We start from the raw sequence: 18939 nt of genomic DNA, 5'->3' as shown, positions 1-18939 counted from the left end.
CTCCATGACTTAATTTCTTCGCTGGTGTTGCGGTTGTTCGCGATCGCGCAGGCGTTGCGTGAAAAACGAAGTGGACGACCGCAATCGCGCCGTGCCACGCAACGCTGCCGCGAAGGCGGCATGCGCGGGCAGCACGGTGGGTCCTGCGTATCGGCATCTGAAGCCGCTCGCATCTTGGTCAGCACCGCGTTGGATCGCTGCCTGCCTCTGCGCTCTGCCAACCGTCGATCGCTGCGGACCGGCCTTGGCGCTGGCGGGCGCGCGTCGCTGCGCGGTCTCACCCTCTGCCAAAACGCAGAACGCCGGCACAAGGCCGGCGTTCTGCGTTGACAGCAATGGGTTACGCGATTGGTCAGTGACCCGACGCACCGCTGGCACCCAGGCCGGTTTCGGCACGGATCTGCTGCGCCTTGAACGCTGCGCGTTCGTTGGCCGCCTGCGGGCTGCGATCCAGGACCGAGAACAGCCAGATGCCGACAAAACCAATGGTCATCGAGAACAGTGCCGGCGAGGTGTACGGGAACGGCGCCGACCCGGCCGCGTTACCCAGCGTGTCCACCCACACCGACGGCGACAGCACCGTGAGCACCAGCGAGGAGATCAGGCCCAGGAAACCGCCGGTCACCGCGCCGCGCGTGGTGCAGTTCTTCCACAGCAAGGACAGGATCAGCACCGGGAAGTTGGCCGACGCGGCGATGGCGAAGGCCAGCGACACCATGAAGGCCACGTTCTGCTTCTCGAACACGATGCCCAGCAGCACTGCGATCACGCCCAGCACCAGGGTGGTGGCACGCGAGACCTTCAGCTCCGAACCCGGCGCCGGGTTGCCCTTCTTGATCACCGTGGCGTACAGGTCGTGCGACACCGCCGAGGCACCGGACAGGGTCAACCCTGCGACCACCGCCAGGATGGTGGCGAAGGCCACCGCCGAGATGAAGCCCATGAACACGTTGCCGCCGACTGCATTGCCGACCAGCACCGCCGCCATATTGGCCGCACCCTTGCCACCGTGGATGGTGCCGGTGGCGACGTCCGCAAACTGCGGGTTGGTCAGCACCAGGGCGATCGCACCGAAGCCGATGATGAAGATCAGGATGTAGAAGTAGCCAATCCAGGTGGTGGCCCACAGCACCGACTTACGTGCCTGCTTGGCATCGGGAACGGTGAAGAAGCGCATCAGGATGTGCGGCAGGCCGGCGGTACCGAACATCAGCGCCATGCCGAAGGAGATCGCCGAGATCGGGTCCTTCACGAAACCGCCTGGCCCCATGATCGCCAGGCCGGCCTTGGCCGCGTCGTCTGGCGATGCACCGCCATTGGCCGCAATCGCGGTCTTCACCCGCACGCCCTCGGCGAACAACGCCTCGAAGCTGAAGTTGAAGTGCCACATGATCGCCACGGCCATGAAGGTCACGCCGGTCAGCAGCAACACCGCCTTGATGATCTGCACCCAGGTGGTGGCGGTCATGCCGCCGAACAGCACATAGACCATCATCAGCACGCCAACCAGCGTCACTGCCACCCAGTAGTCCAGGCCGAACAGCAGCTTGATCAATGCACCGGCACCGACCATCTGCGCGATCAGATAGAACAGCACCACCACCAGCGTGCCGGAAGCGGCAAAGCTGCGGATGGCGGTGGGCGCGAAGCGGTAACCTGCCACGTCGGCGAAGGTGTACTTGCCGAGGTTGCGCAGCCGTTCGGCCATCAGGAAGGTCAGGATCGGCCAACCGACCAGAAAGCCGATGGCATAGATCAAACCGTCGTAGCCGTTGGCCATCACCGCCGCGGTAATGCCCAGGAACGACGCCGCCGACATGAAGTCGCCCGCGATCGCCAGGCCGTTCTGGAAGCCGGTGATGCCGCCGCCGGCGGTGTAGAAGTCAGCGGCCGACTTGGTCTTGGCCGCCGCCCATTTGGTGATCCACAAGGTGCCCAGCACGAAGAAGCCGAACATGCCGATCGCCACCCAGTTGGTGGGCTGCTTGTCGACCTGGCCCATGTCGCCACCGGCGGCCAGCGCGAGGCCTGCCGGCAGCAAGCCGGCCAAAATCAGAAGAAGGCGCGAAGTCTTGCTCATTTGCGGGCTTCCCCCAGGATCTGCGCGGTCAGCTGGTCGTAGGTGCTGTTGGCACGACGCACGTAGATGGCGGTGATGACGATGGTGAACACCATCACCCCGATCGCGATCGGAATGCCGATCGAAGTCACCCCATCGCCGATGGGTTTGGCCAAAAATGCCTTGTCGAAAGCGATCAGGCCGATATAGCCGAAATAGGCCAACAACATCAGCACGGTGAGCGTCCAGCCGAGCGTGTTGCGCTGGCGCTTGAGCGCGTGGTACTTCGGATTGGCATCGATCTTGGCGATCAATGCGTCATTCGAGACGGTCATGGTCTGTCTCCTGGAGTGCGGGCAGCACGGCCCGCCCACATGCGTGGCGGGCGGCCGATGGGTGAACCTTTAGAAGCTGTACTTGGTGGTGAACTGCAGGCGCGAGATGTCGCCGGAATCGCCGTTTTCGGCTTCACGGCGGCCGTACATCAGCTCTGCGCCCACATCCACCTTGGGTAGCGGCGAATAGAAGACGTTGGCGCGGATGCTCTGCTGCGACTTGCTCGCCAGCCCGCCGGTGTTGGCCAGCGAATGGTCGTAATCCACGCGCGAATACATGATGGTGCTGCGCAACTTGGCGTTGTAGTCGTGCCGCCAGGCCACCCAGCCGGCCACCGTGCTGACGGTCTGGATGTTGCCGTCGATGTCGATTTCCACGTCCGAGCCGTTGCCCAGGCCCAGATAGCGGCCAAGGCCTTCGCCGTAGGCCAGCTGGTAGCGCAGATCGTTGCTGGAGTTGATGATCCAGCGGCCGCCGCCGGCGATGGCGCCGCCGAAGTCGGTGTCGTTGGTCAGCGCGCTGCGGGTGCGGTACTGGCGTGCGATCGCCGACAGGCCGAACGTGCCCCAGGTGCCCTTCCAGTTGTACCGCGCGGTCAGATCCGGCATCGCGCCATGGTCCGAGGCCAGGATGGTGTTGCCGCCCCGGTATGGCGTGGTCAGCGTTTCGGTGTTTTCTGCCGACACGCTGAAAGCGCCGCGGGTGTAGCGGATCTGGGTCTGACGGCTGAACAGCGCACCGTCGGTCGGCCCGACGATGTCGGCCGCTTCCGGCAGGATCGTGGCGTCGACGAAGTTGGACCAGGTCTGGCCGGCCAGCCAGTTGTTCCAGCTCATGTAGGCGTGCCGCAAGGTGCCGCCGTACAGATTGTTGACCTGGTTGGCCAGCGCGTTACCGAAGAAGTCCAGTTCGATGAACCCAGTCAGCTTGTCGCCGTTTTCGGTCACCGTGTCCACGCCCAGGTTGAAGCGCGAGAACTTGGCATGGAAGTCGGTGTCGGTGCTCGACGCCTGTCCCCCGACAGGCGTCTGCGTCGGGATGTACAGGTAACGTCCCACCGCACCTTCAGGCAAGGCGCCGTCGCTGGTGCGGGTGGTCATGAAGTCGGCCTTGATGAAACCACCGTAACGAAACGTTGTCCCCGGCAACGCGTTCGGCGTGATGCTGGTCAGCTGGATCGGCTTTTTGCCGGCCGGGAGCGCGGGCGCGGGCGGAGTCTGCGCCTGCAAGGTGCGCACCTCGGTGACCTGCGTCTGCGTCTGGGCAATCTGGCCCTGTTGTTGTTGCTGCGCGGTCACCAATAGTTGGACCTGACGCTCGAGCTCGGCAATACGTGTTTCCAGCGCCTTTTCCTTTGCCGTCTGCGCGAACGCAACGCCCGGCAGAATGCTGGCCACGAACAATGCGGCCGCCAACGGATGGCGCACCAACGGTGCAGTACGGTGTTTCATGGAACCCTCTCCCCAATGAAGGCCTCGCGCTTGATGGCGATGCTGTGCGGAGCGTGAGGCAGTCCGCGGTTTGCAGCCTATTCGCCTTTGGTCGTAGCTGCAACGCAGCATTCCACAAGGTGACCGATGGTCGCACCAGGACCCGCAATGGATGTGCGCCAGCGCACGCCTTAGGTTACGACCATGGTCTAACGCGCCGTTGACCGCCGGGACAGAATGGATGCGGCACACTGATCGCCTACCGAGGGCAGCTGCCGTGCCCTCTCCCAACAAGTTCATCGCAAGTGAGGGTGCCATGGCTGATGTTTATCCCGTCGATCCCGCGTTCGCCAAGGGCGCACGCGTCAATGGCGAGCAGTACGCAACGCTGTACCGCGAATCGATCGAGCATCCCGAGCAGTTCTGGGGCAAGGCCGCGCAGCGGCTGGACTGGTTCAAGCAACCCACCCAGGTCAAGGACGTCAGCTTTGCGCTGGACGACTTCCATATCCGCTGGTTCGGCGACGGCGAGCTCAACGCCAGCGTCAACTGCCTGGACCGCCAGCTCGCCACGCGCGGCGACAAGACCGCGCTGTTGTTCGAACCCGACAGCCCGGATGCGGCGTCGTACCCGGTCACCTACCGCGAGCTGTACGAGCGCGTCTGCAAGCTCGGCAACGCGCTGCGCAACCTCGGCGTCAAGAAGGGCGACCGGGTCACCATCTACCTGCCGATGATCGTCGATGCGGCCGTGGCCATGCTCGCCTGCGCGCGCATCGGTGCGGTGCACTCGGTGGTGTTCGGCGGTTTTGCCGCCAACTCGATCGCCGACCGGGTGATCGACTGCCAGAGCAAGCTGATCATCACTGCCGACGAAGGCTTGCGCGGCGGCAAGAAGATTCCGCTCAAGGCCAACGTGGATGCGGCGCTGAAGATTCCCGGCACCAACACGGTCGAAACCGTGCTGGTGGTGCGCCATACCGGTGGCGCGGTGGACATGCAGGCGCCGCGCGATCGCTGGTTCCATGACGTGGTCGATGGCCAGCCGGCCGAGTGCGAACCCGAGCGCATGAACGCGGAAGATCCGTTGTTCATCCTCTACACCTCCGGTTCCACCGGCAAGCCGAAGGGCGTGCTGCACACCACCGGCGGCTATCTGCTGTTTGCCAGCTACACGCACGAAGTGGTGTTCGACCTGCGCGAAGACGACATCTACTGGTGCACCGCCGACGTGGGCTGGGTCACCGGCCACAGCTACATCGTCTACGGCCCGCTCGCCAATGGCGCCACTGCGGTGATGTTCGAAGGCGTGCCCAACTACCCCAACGTCTCGCGCTTCTGGGACGTGATCGACAAGCACCAGGTCACCTTGTTCTACACCGCGCCCACCGCGATCCGCGCGCTGATGCGCGATGGCGAAGCACCGGTCAAGCGGACCTCGCGCAAGAGCCTGCGCCTGCTCGGCAGCGTCGGCGAGCCGATCAATCCGGAAGCCTGGCGCTGGTATTACGAAGTGGTCGGCGACAGCCGCTGCCCGATCGTGGACACCTGGTGGCAGACCGAAACCGGCGGCATTTTGATTTCGCCGCTGGCCGGCGCAGTCGACCTCAAGCCGGGGTCGGCCACGCTGCCGTTCTTCGGCGTGCAGCCGGCGCTGGTCGATGCCGAAGGCAAGATCCTGGATGGCGCCACCGAGGGCAACCTGGTGCTGCTGGATTCGTGGCCGGGCCAGATGCGCAGCGTCTACGGCGACCACCAGCGGTTCATCGACACCTATTTCCGCACCTATCCGGGCAGCTACTTCACCGGTGACGGCTGCCGCCGCGATGCCGATGGCTACTACTGGATCACCGGCCGCGTGGACGACGTGATCAACGTCTCCGGCCACCGTATCGGCACTGCCGAGGTGGAAAGCGCGCTGGTCTCGCACCCCAAGGTCGCCGAAGCGGCGGTGGTCGGCTTCCCGCACGACGTCAAGGGCCAGGGCATCTATGCCTACGTCACCTTGATCGCCGGCGAGAACCCCAGCGAAGAGCTGCACAAGGAGCTGGTGAGTTGGGTGCGCAAGGAAATCGGCCCGATCGCCTCGCCCGATCACCTGCAGTGGGCACCGGGCCTGCCGAAGACGCGCTCGGGCAAGATCATGCGCCGCATCCTGCGCAAGATCGCCGAAAACGCACCCGATCAACTCGGCGACACCTCCACCCTGGCCGACCCGTCGGTGGTGGATTCGCTGGTCAATGAGCGGCTGACGCGCTGACGCGCGTTGGGAATGGGGAATCGGGATTGGGGAATCGTGAGAGCGGTTCCCTGAGGAGTGGGAAATAAATCGTCAGATTGGGAATTCGTAAAAGCGGGTTCCCGACCCCTACATTTATTCATCGCTGCCAATTCTCATCTTCAACGTCACCGCATCGACGCTGTTGCTGTTTGCTGTTTGCTGTTTGCTGCTCTTTGCTGTTGCCTTTGCGATTCCCCATTTCCCATTCCCGATTCTCCATTCCCGATTCCCGATTCCCCACTCCCGGCCCCTCAATGACCACCCTGCTGATTGCCGATGACCATCCCCTGTTTCGCGAGGCCTTGCGCGGGGCGGTGCAGCGGGTCATGCCGGGCGTGCAATTGTTCGAAGCCGACAACGTGGATGCGTTGTACACGCTGGCCGATGCGCAACCGGACGCGGACCTGCTGTTGATGGATCTCAACATGCCGGGCGCGCAAGGCTTCAGTGCGCTGGTGCATATGCGATCGCTGCATCCGCAATTGCCGGTGGTGGTGGTGTCCGCACGCGAAGAACCCACGGTGATGCGGCGTGCCATCGACCATGGCGCGTTCGGTTTCATTCCCAAATCCGCCGACTCGGACACCATCGGCCGCGCGCTGGCCACGGTGCTGGATGGCGAACGCTGGATTCCGGCCGAAGCGCAGAACCTGCCGCCCACCGATAGCGAAGAGCGCGAGGTCGGCCAGCGGTTGCGCGATCTCACCCCGCAACAATTCCGCGTACTGCAGATGCTGGGCGCGGGCCGGCTCAACAAGCAGATCGCCTACGATCTGGGCGTGTCCGAAGCCACCATCAAGGCGCACGTCACCGCAATCCTGCGCAAGCTCGGCGTCACCAACCGTACCCAGGCCGTGCTGATGGCCGGCAAGCTCGCCATCGACTCCGACGGCATCGTGTTGCCGCCGCCGGAAGACGACTGACGCGCGCAGCGGTGTGTCTGCCGGCGTTGGGGTTGGTCGGAAAAGCCCGGTCGCGCCCAGGTGCGCTCCTACGTGTGATCCCACTACGTCTGCCTTCGTCGTTGGTGGGCAATCGATAGATTTGCTATGCCGTGCAACGCGAAGCAACACGACACGACACGACATCAGCGTAGGAGCGCACCTGGGCGCGATGGGCGTTACCGGTAAAACTTGTTTTGCAGAAGAAACTTGACGCGCACTGACGCGTACGACTGCGACGGACGTTCCCGGGAAAGCTCCATCGCGCCCGGGTGCGCTCCTACGTGTGGGGCTTGTGGCGTTTACTCTGGCGCACGCACGAACAAGACGTTCAGATCGCGCATCGGGACGAAGTTGGCCTGCTTGAACTGGAAGGTCAACGGGTCGATCTTTTTCAGCTCGCCGTCGAAGCACAGACTCAGGATGTCGCTGGCGGCCTGCTTGCGGATGGTCAGCTGGAAGTCCTTGATCGGGCCGTTCCAGTTCTTGCCGGTGGTGAGCACGTAGCGCAAGTTGGCCCAGGCCAGACCGGACTGGCCTTCGCGGCGCTGCATGCTGGTCTTGGTGGCCGGTTCGATACAGGTGTCCTTTGCATAGGACTCCAGCAGATACGTGCTGGGCTGCGGTACGCCCGTGGACAGGCTGGGCACATACGCATGCCGGATCTGCACGCTGCGGCGCGCCGGAAATAGCTGTTGCCAGACGAAGTATTCGTTGAGGGTGAAACGCGGCTGCGCGTCGGCATCGACCCAGCGCGCGGGCAGCGGTTTGCGGGCTTTGGGCGGGGTGCCGGATTCGGTGAAGGCCTCCACATCGTCCTGGGTCCACCCGGTGGCAGCAAACGCCTTGGAAATGTCGCTGCCGTCGTCCAGCAACACCACCAACTTGCGCGTGGTGGCGATCGGCTTGCCGTCCACCCACAGTTTGAAATCGGTGAGTTCGCTGTGGTCGGCCATGCCGAAATACATTGGCGGCATCGGGAAGGCCACCGGCACGCTGAGGTCGCGCTCGCTGTTGTTGGTGAACACGTAGTCCACCTGCACGCGTTCTTCGCTGAGCAGCAGCGCTTCCTTGTCCATGCTGATGTCGGGCTGGTGCAGCAGCCGGATGGTGCCGTTGTCGTCGCCAAAACTGCTGTCGTTGGCGTGCGCTGTCGCACAGACGAACACCGCCAGCAGCAGCCGGCGCGCCATTGAATCCTTGTGCATCGCTCCCCCAAAACCGGCACGCACCGACGCGCCGCACTGCACAGCATGCCATGCACCGCGCACTGGCAGATGGCAGCGCGCGACAGCTACGCCGCGCACTTGTCGCAAGACCTGCCTGCACCCGCGGTTGCGCAAACCACCCGCATGTCATCGCCCGACGGTGGCAAGCCCAAGCGCACCGGCGTGATCGCATCGGCAGATGGCACGGCGCGACTGCTGCGTGCATTACCGGTCGCAAGGCCTGCCTGCCGCAATGTTTGCGCAAACCGCACGCATGTCATCGCCCAACGATGGCAAGCCCAGGCGCAACAGCCTGATCGCATCGGCAGATGACATGGCGCGATTGCCGCGTGCGTTACCGGTCGCAAGGCCTGCCTGCAGCACTATTTGCGCAAACCGTCCGCATGTCATCGCCCAACGGTGGCAAGCCCAAGCGCACCGGCGTGATCGCATCCACACCTGCGCACCGCGCGACATCGCAGTTGTCGATATCACCATTGACCATGAGCTGATGCCTGGGCAAGGCTCGGGCATCAAGGACGCTTTGGAGCTGGCATGGCGCGACGTTTTCCCTGGCTATGGATCGGCCTGCTGATGGCCTGTGCATTGATTGCAGCGCTGGCGTGGCAAAACCGACAACTGCGCGTGCAGCAGCAATGGCTGCAGACGCGCATCAGCACGCCGTACGAAGGCATGTACGTGCCGCGCATCGAGGCGGTGGATGCCGAGGGTCAGCGCCATCTGCTGGGTGCGCCGCAGGGGCCGGCGCAGGTGCTGTTCTTTTTCACGACCACGTGTCCGTACTGCCAGCGCTCGGCACCGACCGTGCTGCGCGCGGCGCGGCAGTTGCAGGCCAACCTGCCGGGCCGACCGCAATTACTGGGTGTGTGCCATTGCGATGCGGCGCAGGCCGCGCGCTATGCGCATGTGCATGGCTTCGATTTTCCGGTGGTCACGTTGACCGATCGTCGCGCGCTGATGCTGTTCCGTGCGCGCAACGTGCCGCTGCTGATGGCCATTGATGGGGACGGGCGCGTGCGCCATTCCCATGTTGGCGTGTTCGATACCACGGAGCGGGTGCAGGACCTGGTCGCCGCCTTGGGCCGCACGGATGCGCCAGCGGCTTTTGCAACGTTGAGGGAGTAATGCATGAAAAAGCGTTGGGTAAACTTGCGCAGTGCGTTGATGGCAGCGACGTTTCTGGCCAGCACCGGCTTCGGTGCGTTCCAGGTGATGGCCGTGGACGGCGCACAGCCGAAGGCCGAGTCGTGTAGTGCATGGGCCTGCAAGGCCGAGTGTCCGGAGTTCGGCGGAGATTTGGGACAAGGCAACGTCTGCTACTGCTGCGGTTGAGTCCAGCGGCGGGGCCATCAAGGCCCCGCCCTCTGCAGTGACGTGCACGCGCCCAGCTCGGCTTAGAACCCCTGAAGCTGGTGCTGGAAGACCAGCGCGATCTGCTCATTGATGCACTGGAATCCGCATGCAGTGCGCGTGCAGTGCGGCGTCGCGGATCAGTTGACGAGGTTTCTCACTGCTTCTCTTCGGCATCTTGCACGGCATACGCAGCGGCGCTGTCAGCGTGCTGACTGCGCTTGCAAACTAGGATGCGTCAATCGACCGTTTCTGTGGTCCATGACGGCATAGCGGGAGCACCACATCGTCGTTGCATTGAAAGCCGCAGAAGTTCAAGGCAACACAAGGCCCCACGCGGCAGATAAGCACGGTGTCTCCACGATTTGTTTTGGCAGGTGCAGGATTGCCTTGAGAGGTATCCGAAGGCGTCTGCTTTCAAACATCGGATCGGGCTGACGGTGTCCCCGACAGCCGTTCTGGAAACGAAACGCTGACAACACGCAGGATCACTGCGCAGCATCAGCCGTCAGTGCTCAGCCACGCTCAGCCCAGCGCGCGATACCTAAAGTCACGCAACACCACCTCACCCTGCTGCGCGGCATACACGCCCAGCTGCAGGCTCAAGAAGCCGCCGAACACGTTGTGGTGGAATCCGGACACCTCCATGCGTGTGGGATGACGCGTCCACTGCCGGCCGTCGTCGAACGAATACGCAAAGCTCACGATGTGGCGATCGTTGGTCAGCCGCACGCGGATGCGGCGATGCGTGTTGGGCGCGCGTGCCCACACCAGTTCTTCGGAATATTCGTAGGTCTTCATGGTGTCGGCGGTGAAGCCGATGCCGACGAAGGCCTTGTGGTTGTAGAACAGCAGCAGGCCGCCTTCGGCATTGCCGACCAGCTCCAGCGTCACCTCGGCCGCGTAGGCGCGATCGGGTACGCCGCAGGTCAACGGTGCGCTGTCGATCGGCGATGTGCCGGCGCAGGTCAGCGTCAATGCCTTGTTGGCCCGCCGCACGCGCGCCTGCTCGCCGGGCTCGGGCGCGTGCAGGCTCCACTGTGTGCCGAATCGGTCGGTGGAAAAGTCATCGGACAACGCGAAGCCGCTCGCCACATTCGCACTGCCGGTGGCAGCGCGTGCCGGCGTGCGCAACGGCTTGGACAGGTCGCCGCCAGTAGCGCGAAACCAGCCGTCGGCGGTCCACTCGATCGGCTCCAGCAGGGTCTGGCGCCCCAGGGTGCGGAAGCCGTTTTCGTAGCCGTGATAGACCAGCCACCAGTCGCCGTGTGGGCCTTGCACCAGCGTGGCATGGCCGCGCGACCACCACGGCTCCTGTTCGGACAGCGTGCGCACCAGCGGGTTGCGCGGGCAGTGTTCCCACGGCCCGTGCACCGAGCGCGACCGCGCGGCGATGACCATATGCCCGGTCACCGGCCCGGCGGTGCCACCGACGGCGGTGACCAGATACAGCCAGCCGTTGTACCAGGTGAGCTTGGGGCCTTCGGGCGCGAAGTTCTCCACCACCCAGTCGTCGGGATACCGCCACGGCGCGTAGGCCGGTTCGAGTTGCCCATCGGTGGCCAGGCCGTCGTCGCGCAGGCCGATCTTGCGGATGCCGTTGACGAACAGATAGCGCTTGCCGTCCTCGCCGACGACATGGCCGGGGTCGATGCAGCCGGCGATGTTCAGATCGATCGGCGCGCTCCATGGCCCGCGGATGTCATCGGCCCAGATCACGAAGATCGACCAGCCCTTGTCGTCCGGATTGGCCGGGATGTAGATGAAGTAACGGCCGGCGTGCTTGCACAGATCCAGCGCCCAGATCGTGCCCAGTTCCTGGCGCAGCGCCGGGCCGATCGGGGTCCAGTTGACCAGGTCGGTGGAGTGCCACAGCACGATGCCCGGGTACGAAAAGAACGACGAAAACGTCATGTAGTAGTCGTCGCCATCCTTGAGGATGGTGGGGTCCGGGTGATCGCCCGCCACGATAGGGTTGAGATAGGTGCCGTTGCCCAAGTCGGCCTTACGCTGGCCCTCGATGCCGCGCGCCCACGGCGGCGGATGCGCGGCGCATGGCACGGCTGACGCCTGCGCGGCAGCCGGCAACGGCGCGACCAATGCGCCTGCGGCCAGCACCTTGAACAACTCCCGCCGTGTCGTGTCTGGCATGCATCAGCTTCATCGGATCAAGGCTGGTATCTAGCCCTAGCCGCCGGTGCGAGGCAACCGCGCAGGCCGCGTTATAGGAACTGGTGATGCGGGGCCCGGATTTTGAAATAGCAGGGTTGGAGTGCGTTGCAATGCGAGGGGGCACGCCGCTGCGCTGTAGCGCAGGTGTCCAGACGGCGAAAACAGGCGCACTCGCACGATCAGCGCGGCGCTCCCCTTGGCCTGGAGAGCCGCGGGGCGATCTCTCCAGCGCACGCGGACAACCGAGTTCGCAATGGGGGCGAGGGTCGAAGACCATGCGGGTCTGGGTCATGGGTTCCACACGCTTGCCGGCGCGCCGGCGGCACCGGCGCAGCCGCAGGAGAGATCCGAGTAGTCAGCTGAGTGCGGTGTTGCCGTTAGCCGTTAGCCGATGGCCGATGGACCAGACGACCACAAGCGATGCGCGCACGAACAGAGAGAGAGCGACGCGCACGGCACCGATCACCCAATCCGTCAGCCGCCTTGGCTTGCCATGCTGCACTGCAGCGTGATCTGTTCATTGATGATTGCGATATTCATATGCGAACAGCCGGGCACCTGCCGGCTAGTGGACGTTGCGATGCACAGCTGCCCTCCAGATTCCATTCGCGCCTGCGCCACCCTTGCGGAGCGTGGCGCATGAGCGCCGTGGCACGGCAACGTCTGGGCCGCACCGACGTGCAGCTGTCGGCGCTGGGCTTCGGCGCTGCGCCGATCGGAAACCTGTACACCGAGGTCGCCGAGGCAGACGCACTGGCGGCGGTGGCAGGCGCGTTCGAGGCCGGCATCCGCCACTTCGACACCGCGCCTTACTACGGCTACGGACTCAGCGAGACACGCCTGGGCCGCGGCCTGGCCGGCGTGCCGCGCGCTGCCTACACGCTGTCGACCAAGGTCGGCCGTTGCATCTACGACGACGCACAGGCCGTTGCCGGGCGCGACGGTTTTGCCGTAGCCGGCCGCCGCGCCGCATTCGACTACAGCGCTGACGGCGTGCGGCGCGCGTTCGCCTCCAGCCTGGAGCGCCTGGGCACCGACTACATCGACGTGCTGCTGTTGCACGACATCGGTGCGCTGACCCACGGCGACAACCACGCCCATGTGCTGCAGCAGGCCTTGGAGGAGGCCTTGCCGGCCATGGCGGAGTTGAAAGCGTCCGGTGCGTGCGGGGCGATCGGGCTGGGCGTCAACGAGCAGGACGTAGCACTGGAGGTGCTGGCACGCTTCCCGATCGACTGCGTGATGCTGGCCGGGCGCTACACCCTGCTGGAGCAGCACGGCGCGCGTGCGCTGCTCGACCAGGCGCAGCAACACGGCGTGTCGATCCTGTCGGCCGGCCCGTACAGTTCCGGCCTGCTCAGCGATGCGCGCGGCCCCGGCGCCACCTATAACTACGCCCCGGTGGACACCGCCACCTTGCAGCATGCGCAGCGTCTGTATGCGGCGTGCGCGGCGTTCGAGGTGGATATCGGCGCGGCCGCCTTGCAGTTCCCGCTGGCGCATCCGGCGGTGACCACCGTGGTGGCCGGCATGCGCACCCTGGCCGAGGTGCAATCGGCCGCCACGCGCTTGCAGGCATCGATCCCGCCTGCGCTGTGGCAGCGCTTGCGCGATGGCGGGCTGCTCGATACGGACCTGCCCACGCCATGAGCCGCGTCGATGCGCATCTGCATTTCTGGCACCTGGCCCGTGGCGATTACGCCTGGCTGACGCCGGAGCTTGCGCCGCTGTACCGCGACTTCGCGCCGCATGACGTGGACGACGCGCTGGATGCGGCCGGTGTCGACAGCGTGGTGGTGGTGCAAGCCGCCGCAACCGAAGCCGAAACCTGTTACCTGTTCGAGCTCGCCCACGATGCGCCACGCATTGCCGGCGTGGTGGGCTGGACGGATTTTGCTGCGCCCGATGCCGCCGCACGCATCGGCGCACTGGTCCGCGCAGGCGGCGGTGTGCTCAAGGGGCTGCGCCCGATGGTGCAGGACATCGCCGATGTGCAGTGGCTGGCAAACCCCGCACTGGACGCCGCCTTCGACGCGATGCTGGCCCACGATCTGGCCTTCGATGCCCTGATTCGCCCCGTGCATGTACCGGCATTGCAGGCGCGCTTGAAGCGCCACCCGCAGTTGCGCGTGGTCGTCGATCACGGCGGCAAACCGCAGATTGCGGCCGGCGAATTCGTCGCCTGGGCCGCCGGCATGGCCGCGTTGGCACAGCATCCCAACGTGCACTGCAAACTGTCCGGGTTGCTCACCGAAGCCGCGCGCGGTGCCGGCATCGATGCACTGGAGCCGTATGTTGCGCATCTGTTTGCGCGCTTCGGTGCGCAGCGGCTGCTCTGGGGCAGCGACTGGCCGGTGCTGACCCTGCGCGCCGATTACGCGCAGTGGTTCGATCTTGCGCAACAGCTCGTTACCCGGCATGCCGCCGAACACGCCGATGCGGTGTTCGGCGACAACGCACGCACGTTCTATCGTCTGCCACGGCCGGCGGCCCCCACCCACGGAACCTTATCGGTATGACAGTCTCCATTCCCACCACGCCCAACACCCGTCTGCAGGGCAAGCGTTGCCTGATCACCGCCGCTGGCGCCGGCATCGGCCGCGAAAGCGCGCTGGCCTGCGCACGTGCCGGCGCGCAGGTAATCGCCACCGACATCGACGCCGCTGCGTTGCAGGCGCTGGCGTCCGAGTCCGATGCGATCACCACCCAGCTGCTCGATGTCACCGATGCCGCCGCGATTGCAGCACTGGTCGCCGAACACGGCCCGTTCGATGTGTTGTTCAACTGCGCCGGCTACGTGCATCAGGGCAGCATTCTCGACTGCGACGAGCCGGCATGGCGCCGCTCGTTCTCGATCAACGTCGATGCGATGTACTACACCTGCAAGGCGGTGCTGCCGGGCATGCTCGAACGCGGCCGCGGCAGCATCATCAACATGTCCTCGGTCGCGTCCAGCATCAAGGGCGTGCCGAACCGCTTTGTGTACGGCGTGACCAAGGCCGCGGTGATCGGCCTGAGCAAGGCCATTGCTGCCGATTACGTGGCCAAAGGCGTGCGCTGTAACGCGATCTGCCCGGGCACCATCAAGACGCCGTCGCTGGGTCAGCGCGTGCAGGCCCTGGGCGGCGACGAACAGGCGGTGTGGAAGAGCTTCACCGATCGCCAGCCGATGGGCCGCCTGGGCGACCCGCGCGAAATCGCGCAGCTGGTGGTGTACCTGGCCTCGGACGAATCGTCGTTCACCACCGGCCAGACCCACATCATCGACGGGGGCTGGTCCAACTAAGAGCAGCTAACAAAACTACTGTGCTCACCGCCAGGCGGGCGCGGCCGGTGCTCGGAATCGGCATGTACCACCCGTACACTCCGGTTCCTCCGCGCCGTCCACACCCACCTGACGACTGCTCGCTACGTTTTGTTAGCCGCTCTAAACGCAGCCGACCATACTGCTGTGCAGCGGCCAGACCCATGGCCGCTCGCGATGGTGTCCCAGCTGCGCTGAATACCGCTGACAACACGCCGCATCGCACGCCTGACGTGATCTGTTGCCAGCACGCATCACCGACATTCCTGTTCCGAGCGCGTCGTCCGCCTGCTGCTGAAACACCTTGCAACAGATGGCTGCTCGCTCCGATTCCTCCCCTGCAAAGGAAGACTGCATGAAACTCGTACGTATTGGCGCCGAAGGCCACGAACGTCCCGGCGTGATCGACAACGAAGGCCGCATCCGCGACCTGAGCGGTGTCATCGACGATGTCGCCGGTGAGCACCTCACCAATGCCGGCCTGCAAAAACTGCGTGCAGTGGATCTGTCCACGTTGCCGCTGATCGAAGGCGAGCAGCGCTATGGCGCCGCAGTGGGCCGCATCGGCAAGTTCATCTGCGTGGGCTTGAACTACGCCGACCACGCCGCCGAATCGGGCATGGAAGTGCCCAAAATGCCGATTCTTTTCATGAAGGCCACCACCGCGGTGTGCGGCCCGAACGATACCGTCATCATCCCGCGCGGCTCGGTCAAGAGCGACTGGGAAGTGGAACTGGGCGTGGTGATCGGCGATATCGCACGCGATGTGTCGATGGACGACGCACTGAATCATGTAGCCGGCTATGCGGTGATCAACGACCTGTCCGAACGCGAGTTCCAGCTCGAGCATGGCGGCCAGTGGGTCAAAGGCAAGAGCGCCGACACCTTCGGCCCGATCGGCCCGTGGCTGGTCACACGCGATGAAGTGGCCGACCCGCAGAACCTGTCGATGTGGCTGGAGGTCAACGGCCATCGTTACCAGAACGGCAGCACCCGCACGATGGTGTTCGGCGTGGCCGAACTGGTCAGCCACATCAGCCGCTACATGACGCTGATGCCGGGCGATGTGATCAGCACCGGCACCCCGCCGGGCGTGGGCCTGGGCCAGAAGCCGCCGGTGTATCTGAAGCCGGGCGATCTGATGGAACTGGAGATCGAAGGATTGGGGCGTCAGCGTCAACCGGTAGTGGCGCATCCGCGCGATGCGGCCTAAAGCTCCTTTTCCCTTTCCAGGATTTTGGTCGCATTGCGTGCCAAGTTGCGCTCAACGCACGTGGTAACGCCTCCGCACGACGCAGCTTAATGCCCCTCTCCCCTCGGGAGAGGGGTTGGGGTGAGGGTACGTAGCGACGTATCCGAACGATTCGTCGCGCTGTCGCACGTTGTTGTTGGACGTGTTGCTAGACATGACGTGTCGGCACTTGTGTTGATCCGTCATGCGTATCTTTTTCTGGGTTGTAGCGGCGCGTTGAATGACCAAGCGCTGTAGCGCGTTGATATCGATGCGTCGTCAATCGTTTAGTAATTTTTTGTTGATCTGTGTTGAAAACGGATGTGTCACTGCAGCGCTTCAACACTTCCGGCGCTGCGCGTCCGTACCCTCACCCCAACCCCTCTCCCTGTGGGAGAGGGGCTCAAGCGTCCCTCTTCCCCACGCTCTTTTTCGCCCGTTTTCTATTTCCCGTTTCTATTTCCCGTTTCCATCGCCCAGGACCTTCATGAGCACCATCGTCGCCCTCGATACCCACGACGTCCGCTTCCCCACCTCGCGCGAGCTCGATGGGTCGGACGCGATGAATCCCGATCCCGATTACTCGGCCGCCTACGTCGTGCTGCGCACCGATGCGCCGGATGCGCTGGCCGGTTACGGCCTGGTGTTCACCATCGGCCGCGGCAACGACGTGCAGACCGCCGCCGTGGCAGCGCTCGCCGAACACGTGGTCGGCCTGCGCGTGGAAGACATCATCGCCGACCTGGGTGGCTTCGCGCGCCGGCTCACCAACGACTCGCAACTGCGTTGGCTGGGCCCGGAAAAAGGCGTGATGCACATGGCCATCGGCGCGGTGATCAACGCCGCCTGGGATCTGGCCGCGCGTGCCGCCAACAAGCCGCTGTGGCGCTATATCGCCGAACTCACACCCGAGCAGCTGGTCGACACCATCGACTTCCGCTACCTCACCGATGCGCTCACCCGCGACGAAGCGCTGGCCATGTTGCGCGCCGCGCAGCCGCAGCGCGCGCAGCGTACTGCGCAGTTGATCGAGCAAGGCTACCCGGCCTACACCACGTCGCCCGGCTGGCTTGGGTACTCCGACGAAAAACTGGTGCGCCTAGCCAAGGAAGCGGTAGCCGATGGCTTCCGCACCATCAAGCTCAAGGTCGGCGCCAACGTGCAGGACGACATCCGCCGCTGCCGCCTCGCGCGCGAAGCGATTGGCCCGGACATCGCGATGGCGGTGGATGCCAACCAGCGTTGGGACGTGGGCCCGGCGATCGACTGGATGCGCCAACTGGCCGAATTCGACATCGCCTGGATCGAAGAACCCACCAGCCCGGACGATGTCCTTGGCCATGCGGCGATCCGCCAGGGCATCGCCCCGGTGCCGGTGTCCACCGGCGAGCACACCCAGAACCGGGTGATGTTCAAGCAGTTGTTGCAAGCCGGCGCGGTGGATTTGATCCAGATCGATGCCGCGCGCGTCGGTGGCGTCAACGAAAACCTCGCCATCTTGCTGCTGGCCGCCAAGTTCAACGTGCGCGTGTTCCCGCATGCCGGCGGCGTCGGCCTGTGCGAGTTGGTGCAGCATCTGGCGATGGCCGACTTCGTCGCGATCACCGGCCAGATGGAAGACCGTGCGATCGAATTCGTCGACCATCTGCATCAGCACTTCCTGGACCCGGTGCGCATCCAACACGGCCGCTATCTTGCCCCACAGGTGCCCGGCTTCTCGGCAGAAATGCACGCGTCTTCGATTGCGGAATTCAGCTACCCGGATGGACGTTTCTGGGTGGAAGACCTGGCAGCCAATCGACAGGGCTGACCAGCGCCCTCATCCGCCCTTCGGGCACCTTCTCCCGCGTGCGGGAGAAGGGAAGCGTGAGCGGGCAACGACGCAGCAGAGATCACTGCGAGCAGCAAGATTCAGCCGCCGCGCCGCGCCATCGGCCGGGCCAAGCCAAGAGAAAGAGCAGTCATGGCTGCGAGGGCGAGAACGGTAGCCTAGCCATGGCTACGAGCGGAAAAGTCGAGAACGCTAGCCTAGTTATGGCTGCGAGCGGAACATGCACGCTGCAGCCACTTCACCACCACCCTTCTCCCGCCTGCGGGAGAAGGTGCCCGCAGGGCGGATGAGGGAGCGGGGGAGCAGAAATCACTGCGAGCAGCAAGGAAGGAGCCATCATGACTGCGAGTGCGAGAACGCTAGCCTAGTCATGGCTGCGAGCGGCACATGCACGCTGCAGCCACTTCATCGCTCCCCTTCTCCCGCCTGCGGGAGAAGGTGCCCGTAGGGCGGATGAGGGATGCCACTCACCCTTGCGCCGCTACCGCCTCACTCAACGCAAAAGTTCGCCCGGCCTCCCGCCACTTTTCCCCAGGCGCACTGCCCGGCAGCGGCTTCTGGAAGCGCCACATCAGCGCTTCTCTCGCCTGGATGCGCGGATCGGCCGCATCGCGCGCGGCCTTGGCGGCTGGATCGTAGTCAACGCTAGCCTAGTCATGGCTGCGAGCGGAACATGCACGCTGCAGCCACTTCACCGCCCCCTTCTCCCGCCTGCGGGAGAAGGTGCCCGTAGGGCGGATGAGGGATGCCACTCACCCTTGCGCCGCTACCGCCT

The 18939-nt window shown here is 64.6% G+C and carries 14 protein-coding genes, 1 other RNA gene and 1 pseudogene; 10 read left to right on the top strand and 6 right to left on the bottom strand.

Features of this window, described 5'->3' with window-relative positions; genetic code table 11:
- Positions 1-352: 352 nt before the first annotated feature.
- From VC212_RS22570 to VC212_RS22560, 3 genes are all read right to left on the bottom strand, one after another.
- Positions 353-2080, bottom strand: coding sequence for a cation acetate symporter (locus tag VC212_RS22570; protein ID WP_055846771.1), 1728 nt, complete (start codon positions 2078-2080; stop codon positions 353-355).
- Complete coding sequence (locus VC212_RS22565) at positions 2077-2394, bottom strand: DUF485 domain-containing protein (protein WP_323526979.1); 318 nt, start codon at positions 2392-2394, stop codon at positions 2077-2079. Before VC212_RS22565 ends, VC212_RS22570 begins: the two co-directional genes overlap by 4 nt.
- A gap of 69 nt (positions 2395-2463) precedes the next feature.
- A complete protein-coding gene (locus VC212_RS22560; protein ID WP_055846766.1) occupies positions 2464-3846 on the bottom strand; it encodes a DcaP family trimeric outer membrane transporter in 1383 nt (460 codons plus the stop codon).
- A gap of 295 nt (positions 3847-4141) precedes the next feature.
- Between VC212_RS22560 and acs the strand changes: the two genes are divergently transcribed.
- Both acs and VC212_RS22550 read left to right on the top strand, forming a co-directional pair.
- A complete protein-coding gene (gene acs, locus VC212_RS22555) occupies positions 4142-6085 on the top strand; it encodes an acetate--CoA ligase (RefSeq protein WP_055846763.1) in 1944 nt (647 codons plus the stop codon).
- Between the two features lie 275 nt (positions 6086-6360).
- Positions 6361-7029 carry a response regulator transcription factor gene (locus tag VC212_RS22550; RefSeq protein WP_055850166.1) on the top strand — a complete coding sequence of 223 codons (669 nt, stop codon included), beginning with the start codon at positions 6361-6363 and terminating at the stop codon, positions 7027-7029.
- A 320-nt stretch (positions 7030-7349) separates the two neighbouring features.
- On the opposite strand, the gene VC212_RS22545 is transcribed toward VC212_RS22550, so the two are convergent.
- Positions 7350-8255, bottom strand: coding sequence for a DUF4424 domain-containing protein (locus VC212_RS22545; RefSeq protein WP_323523320.1), 906 nt, complete (start codon positions 8253-8255; stop codon positions 7350-7352).
- 582 nt (positions 8256-8837) lie between these two features.
- Here VC212_RS22545 and VC212_RS22540 point away from each other — a divergent pair.
- Both VC212_RS22540 and VC212_RS22535 read left to right on the top strand, forming a co-directional pair.
- Positions 8838-9401, top strand: a complete 564-nt coding sequence (locus tag VC212_RS22540; protein ID WP_323526988.1) for a TlpA disulfide reductase family protein — start codon at positions 8838-8840, stop codon at positions 9399-9401.
- A 3-nt stretch (positions 9402-9404) separates the two neighbouring features.
- Positions 9405-9608 (top strand): hypothetical protein, encoded by a 204-nt coding sequence (locus VC212_RS22535; protein WP_115554950.1) that lies wholly within the window; start codon positions 9405-9407, stop codon positions 9606-9608.
- A 543-nt stretch (positions 9609-10151) separates the two neighbouring features.
- Here VC212_RS22535 and VC212_RS22530 read toward each other — a convergent pair.
- On the bottom strand, positions 10152-11777 hold the full coding sequence (locus VC212_RS22530; protein WP_323526978.1) for a family 43 glycosylhydrolase: 1626 nt from the start codon (positions 11775-11777) through the stop codon (positions 10152-10154).
- 660 nt (positions 11778-12437) lie between these two features.
- Here VC212_RS22530 and VC212_RS22525 point away from each other — a divergent pair.
- The 6 genes from VC212_RS22525 to VC212_RS22500 all read left to right on the top strand — a co-directional run bounded on the left by VC212_RS22525 (position 12438) and on the right by VC212_RS22500 (position 18143).
- Complete coding sequence (locus VC212_RS22525) at positions 12438-13448, top strand: aldo/keto reductase (protein WP_323526977.1); 1011 nt, start codon at positions 12438-12440, stop codon at positions 13446-13448.
- Positions 13445-14317, top strand: coding sequence for an amidohydrolase family protein (locus tag VC212_RS22520; RefSeq protein ID WP_323526976.1), 873 nt, complete (start codon positions 13445-13447; stop codon positions 14315-14317). The genes VC212_RS22525 and VC212_RS22520 overlap by 4 nt, the downstream gene beginning before the upstream one ends.
- Positions 14314-15084 (top strand): SDR family oxidoreductase, encoded by a 771-nt coding sequence (locus VC212_RS22515; protein ID WP_323526975.1) that lies wholly within the window; start codon positions 14314-14316, stop codon positions 15082-15084. The genes VC212_RS22520 and VC212_RS22515 overlap by 4 nt, the downstream gene beginning before the upstream one ends.
- A 62-nt stretch (positions 15085-15146) precedes the next feature.
- Positions 15147-15222, top strand: a non-coding RNA gene (locus tag VC212_RS22510) — sX9 sRNA.
- A gap of 235 nt (positions 15223-15457) precedes the next feature.
- Entirely contained in the window at positions 15458-16315 is an 858-nt protein-coding gene (locus tag VC212_RS22505; RefSeq protein WP_055846745.1) for a fumarylacetoacetate hydrolase family protein, read from the top strand.
- Positions 16316-16820: 505 nt separating this feature from the next.
- Entirely contained in the window at positions 16821-18143 is a 1323-nt protein-coding gene (locus VC212_RS22500) for an L-fuconate dehydratase (protein WP_323526974.1), read from the top strand.
- 488 nt (positions 18144-18631) lie between these two features.
- Here VC212_RS22500 and VC212_RS22495 read toward each other — a convergent pair.
- A pseudogene (locus VC212_RS22495) lies at positions 18632-18805 on the bottom strand (L-fucose mutarotase); the annotation flags it as partial.
- Positions 18806-18939 lie beyond the last annotated feature (134 nt).

This window comes from Xanthomonas sp. WHRI 8932A (assembly GCF_035012785.1).
GTDB lineage: Bacteria > Pseudomonadota > Gammaproteobacteria > Xanthomonadales > Xanthomonadaceae > Xanthomonas.
Note: the sequence above shows the minus strand (reverse complement) of the source record. Positions and strands in the feature narration are given on the sequence as shown.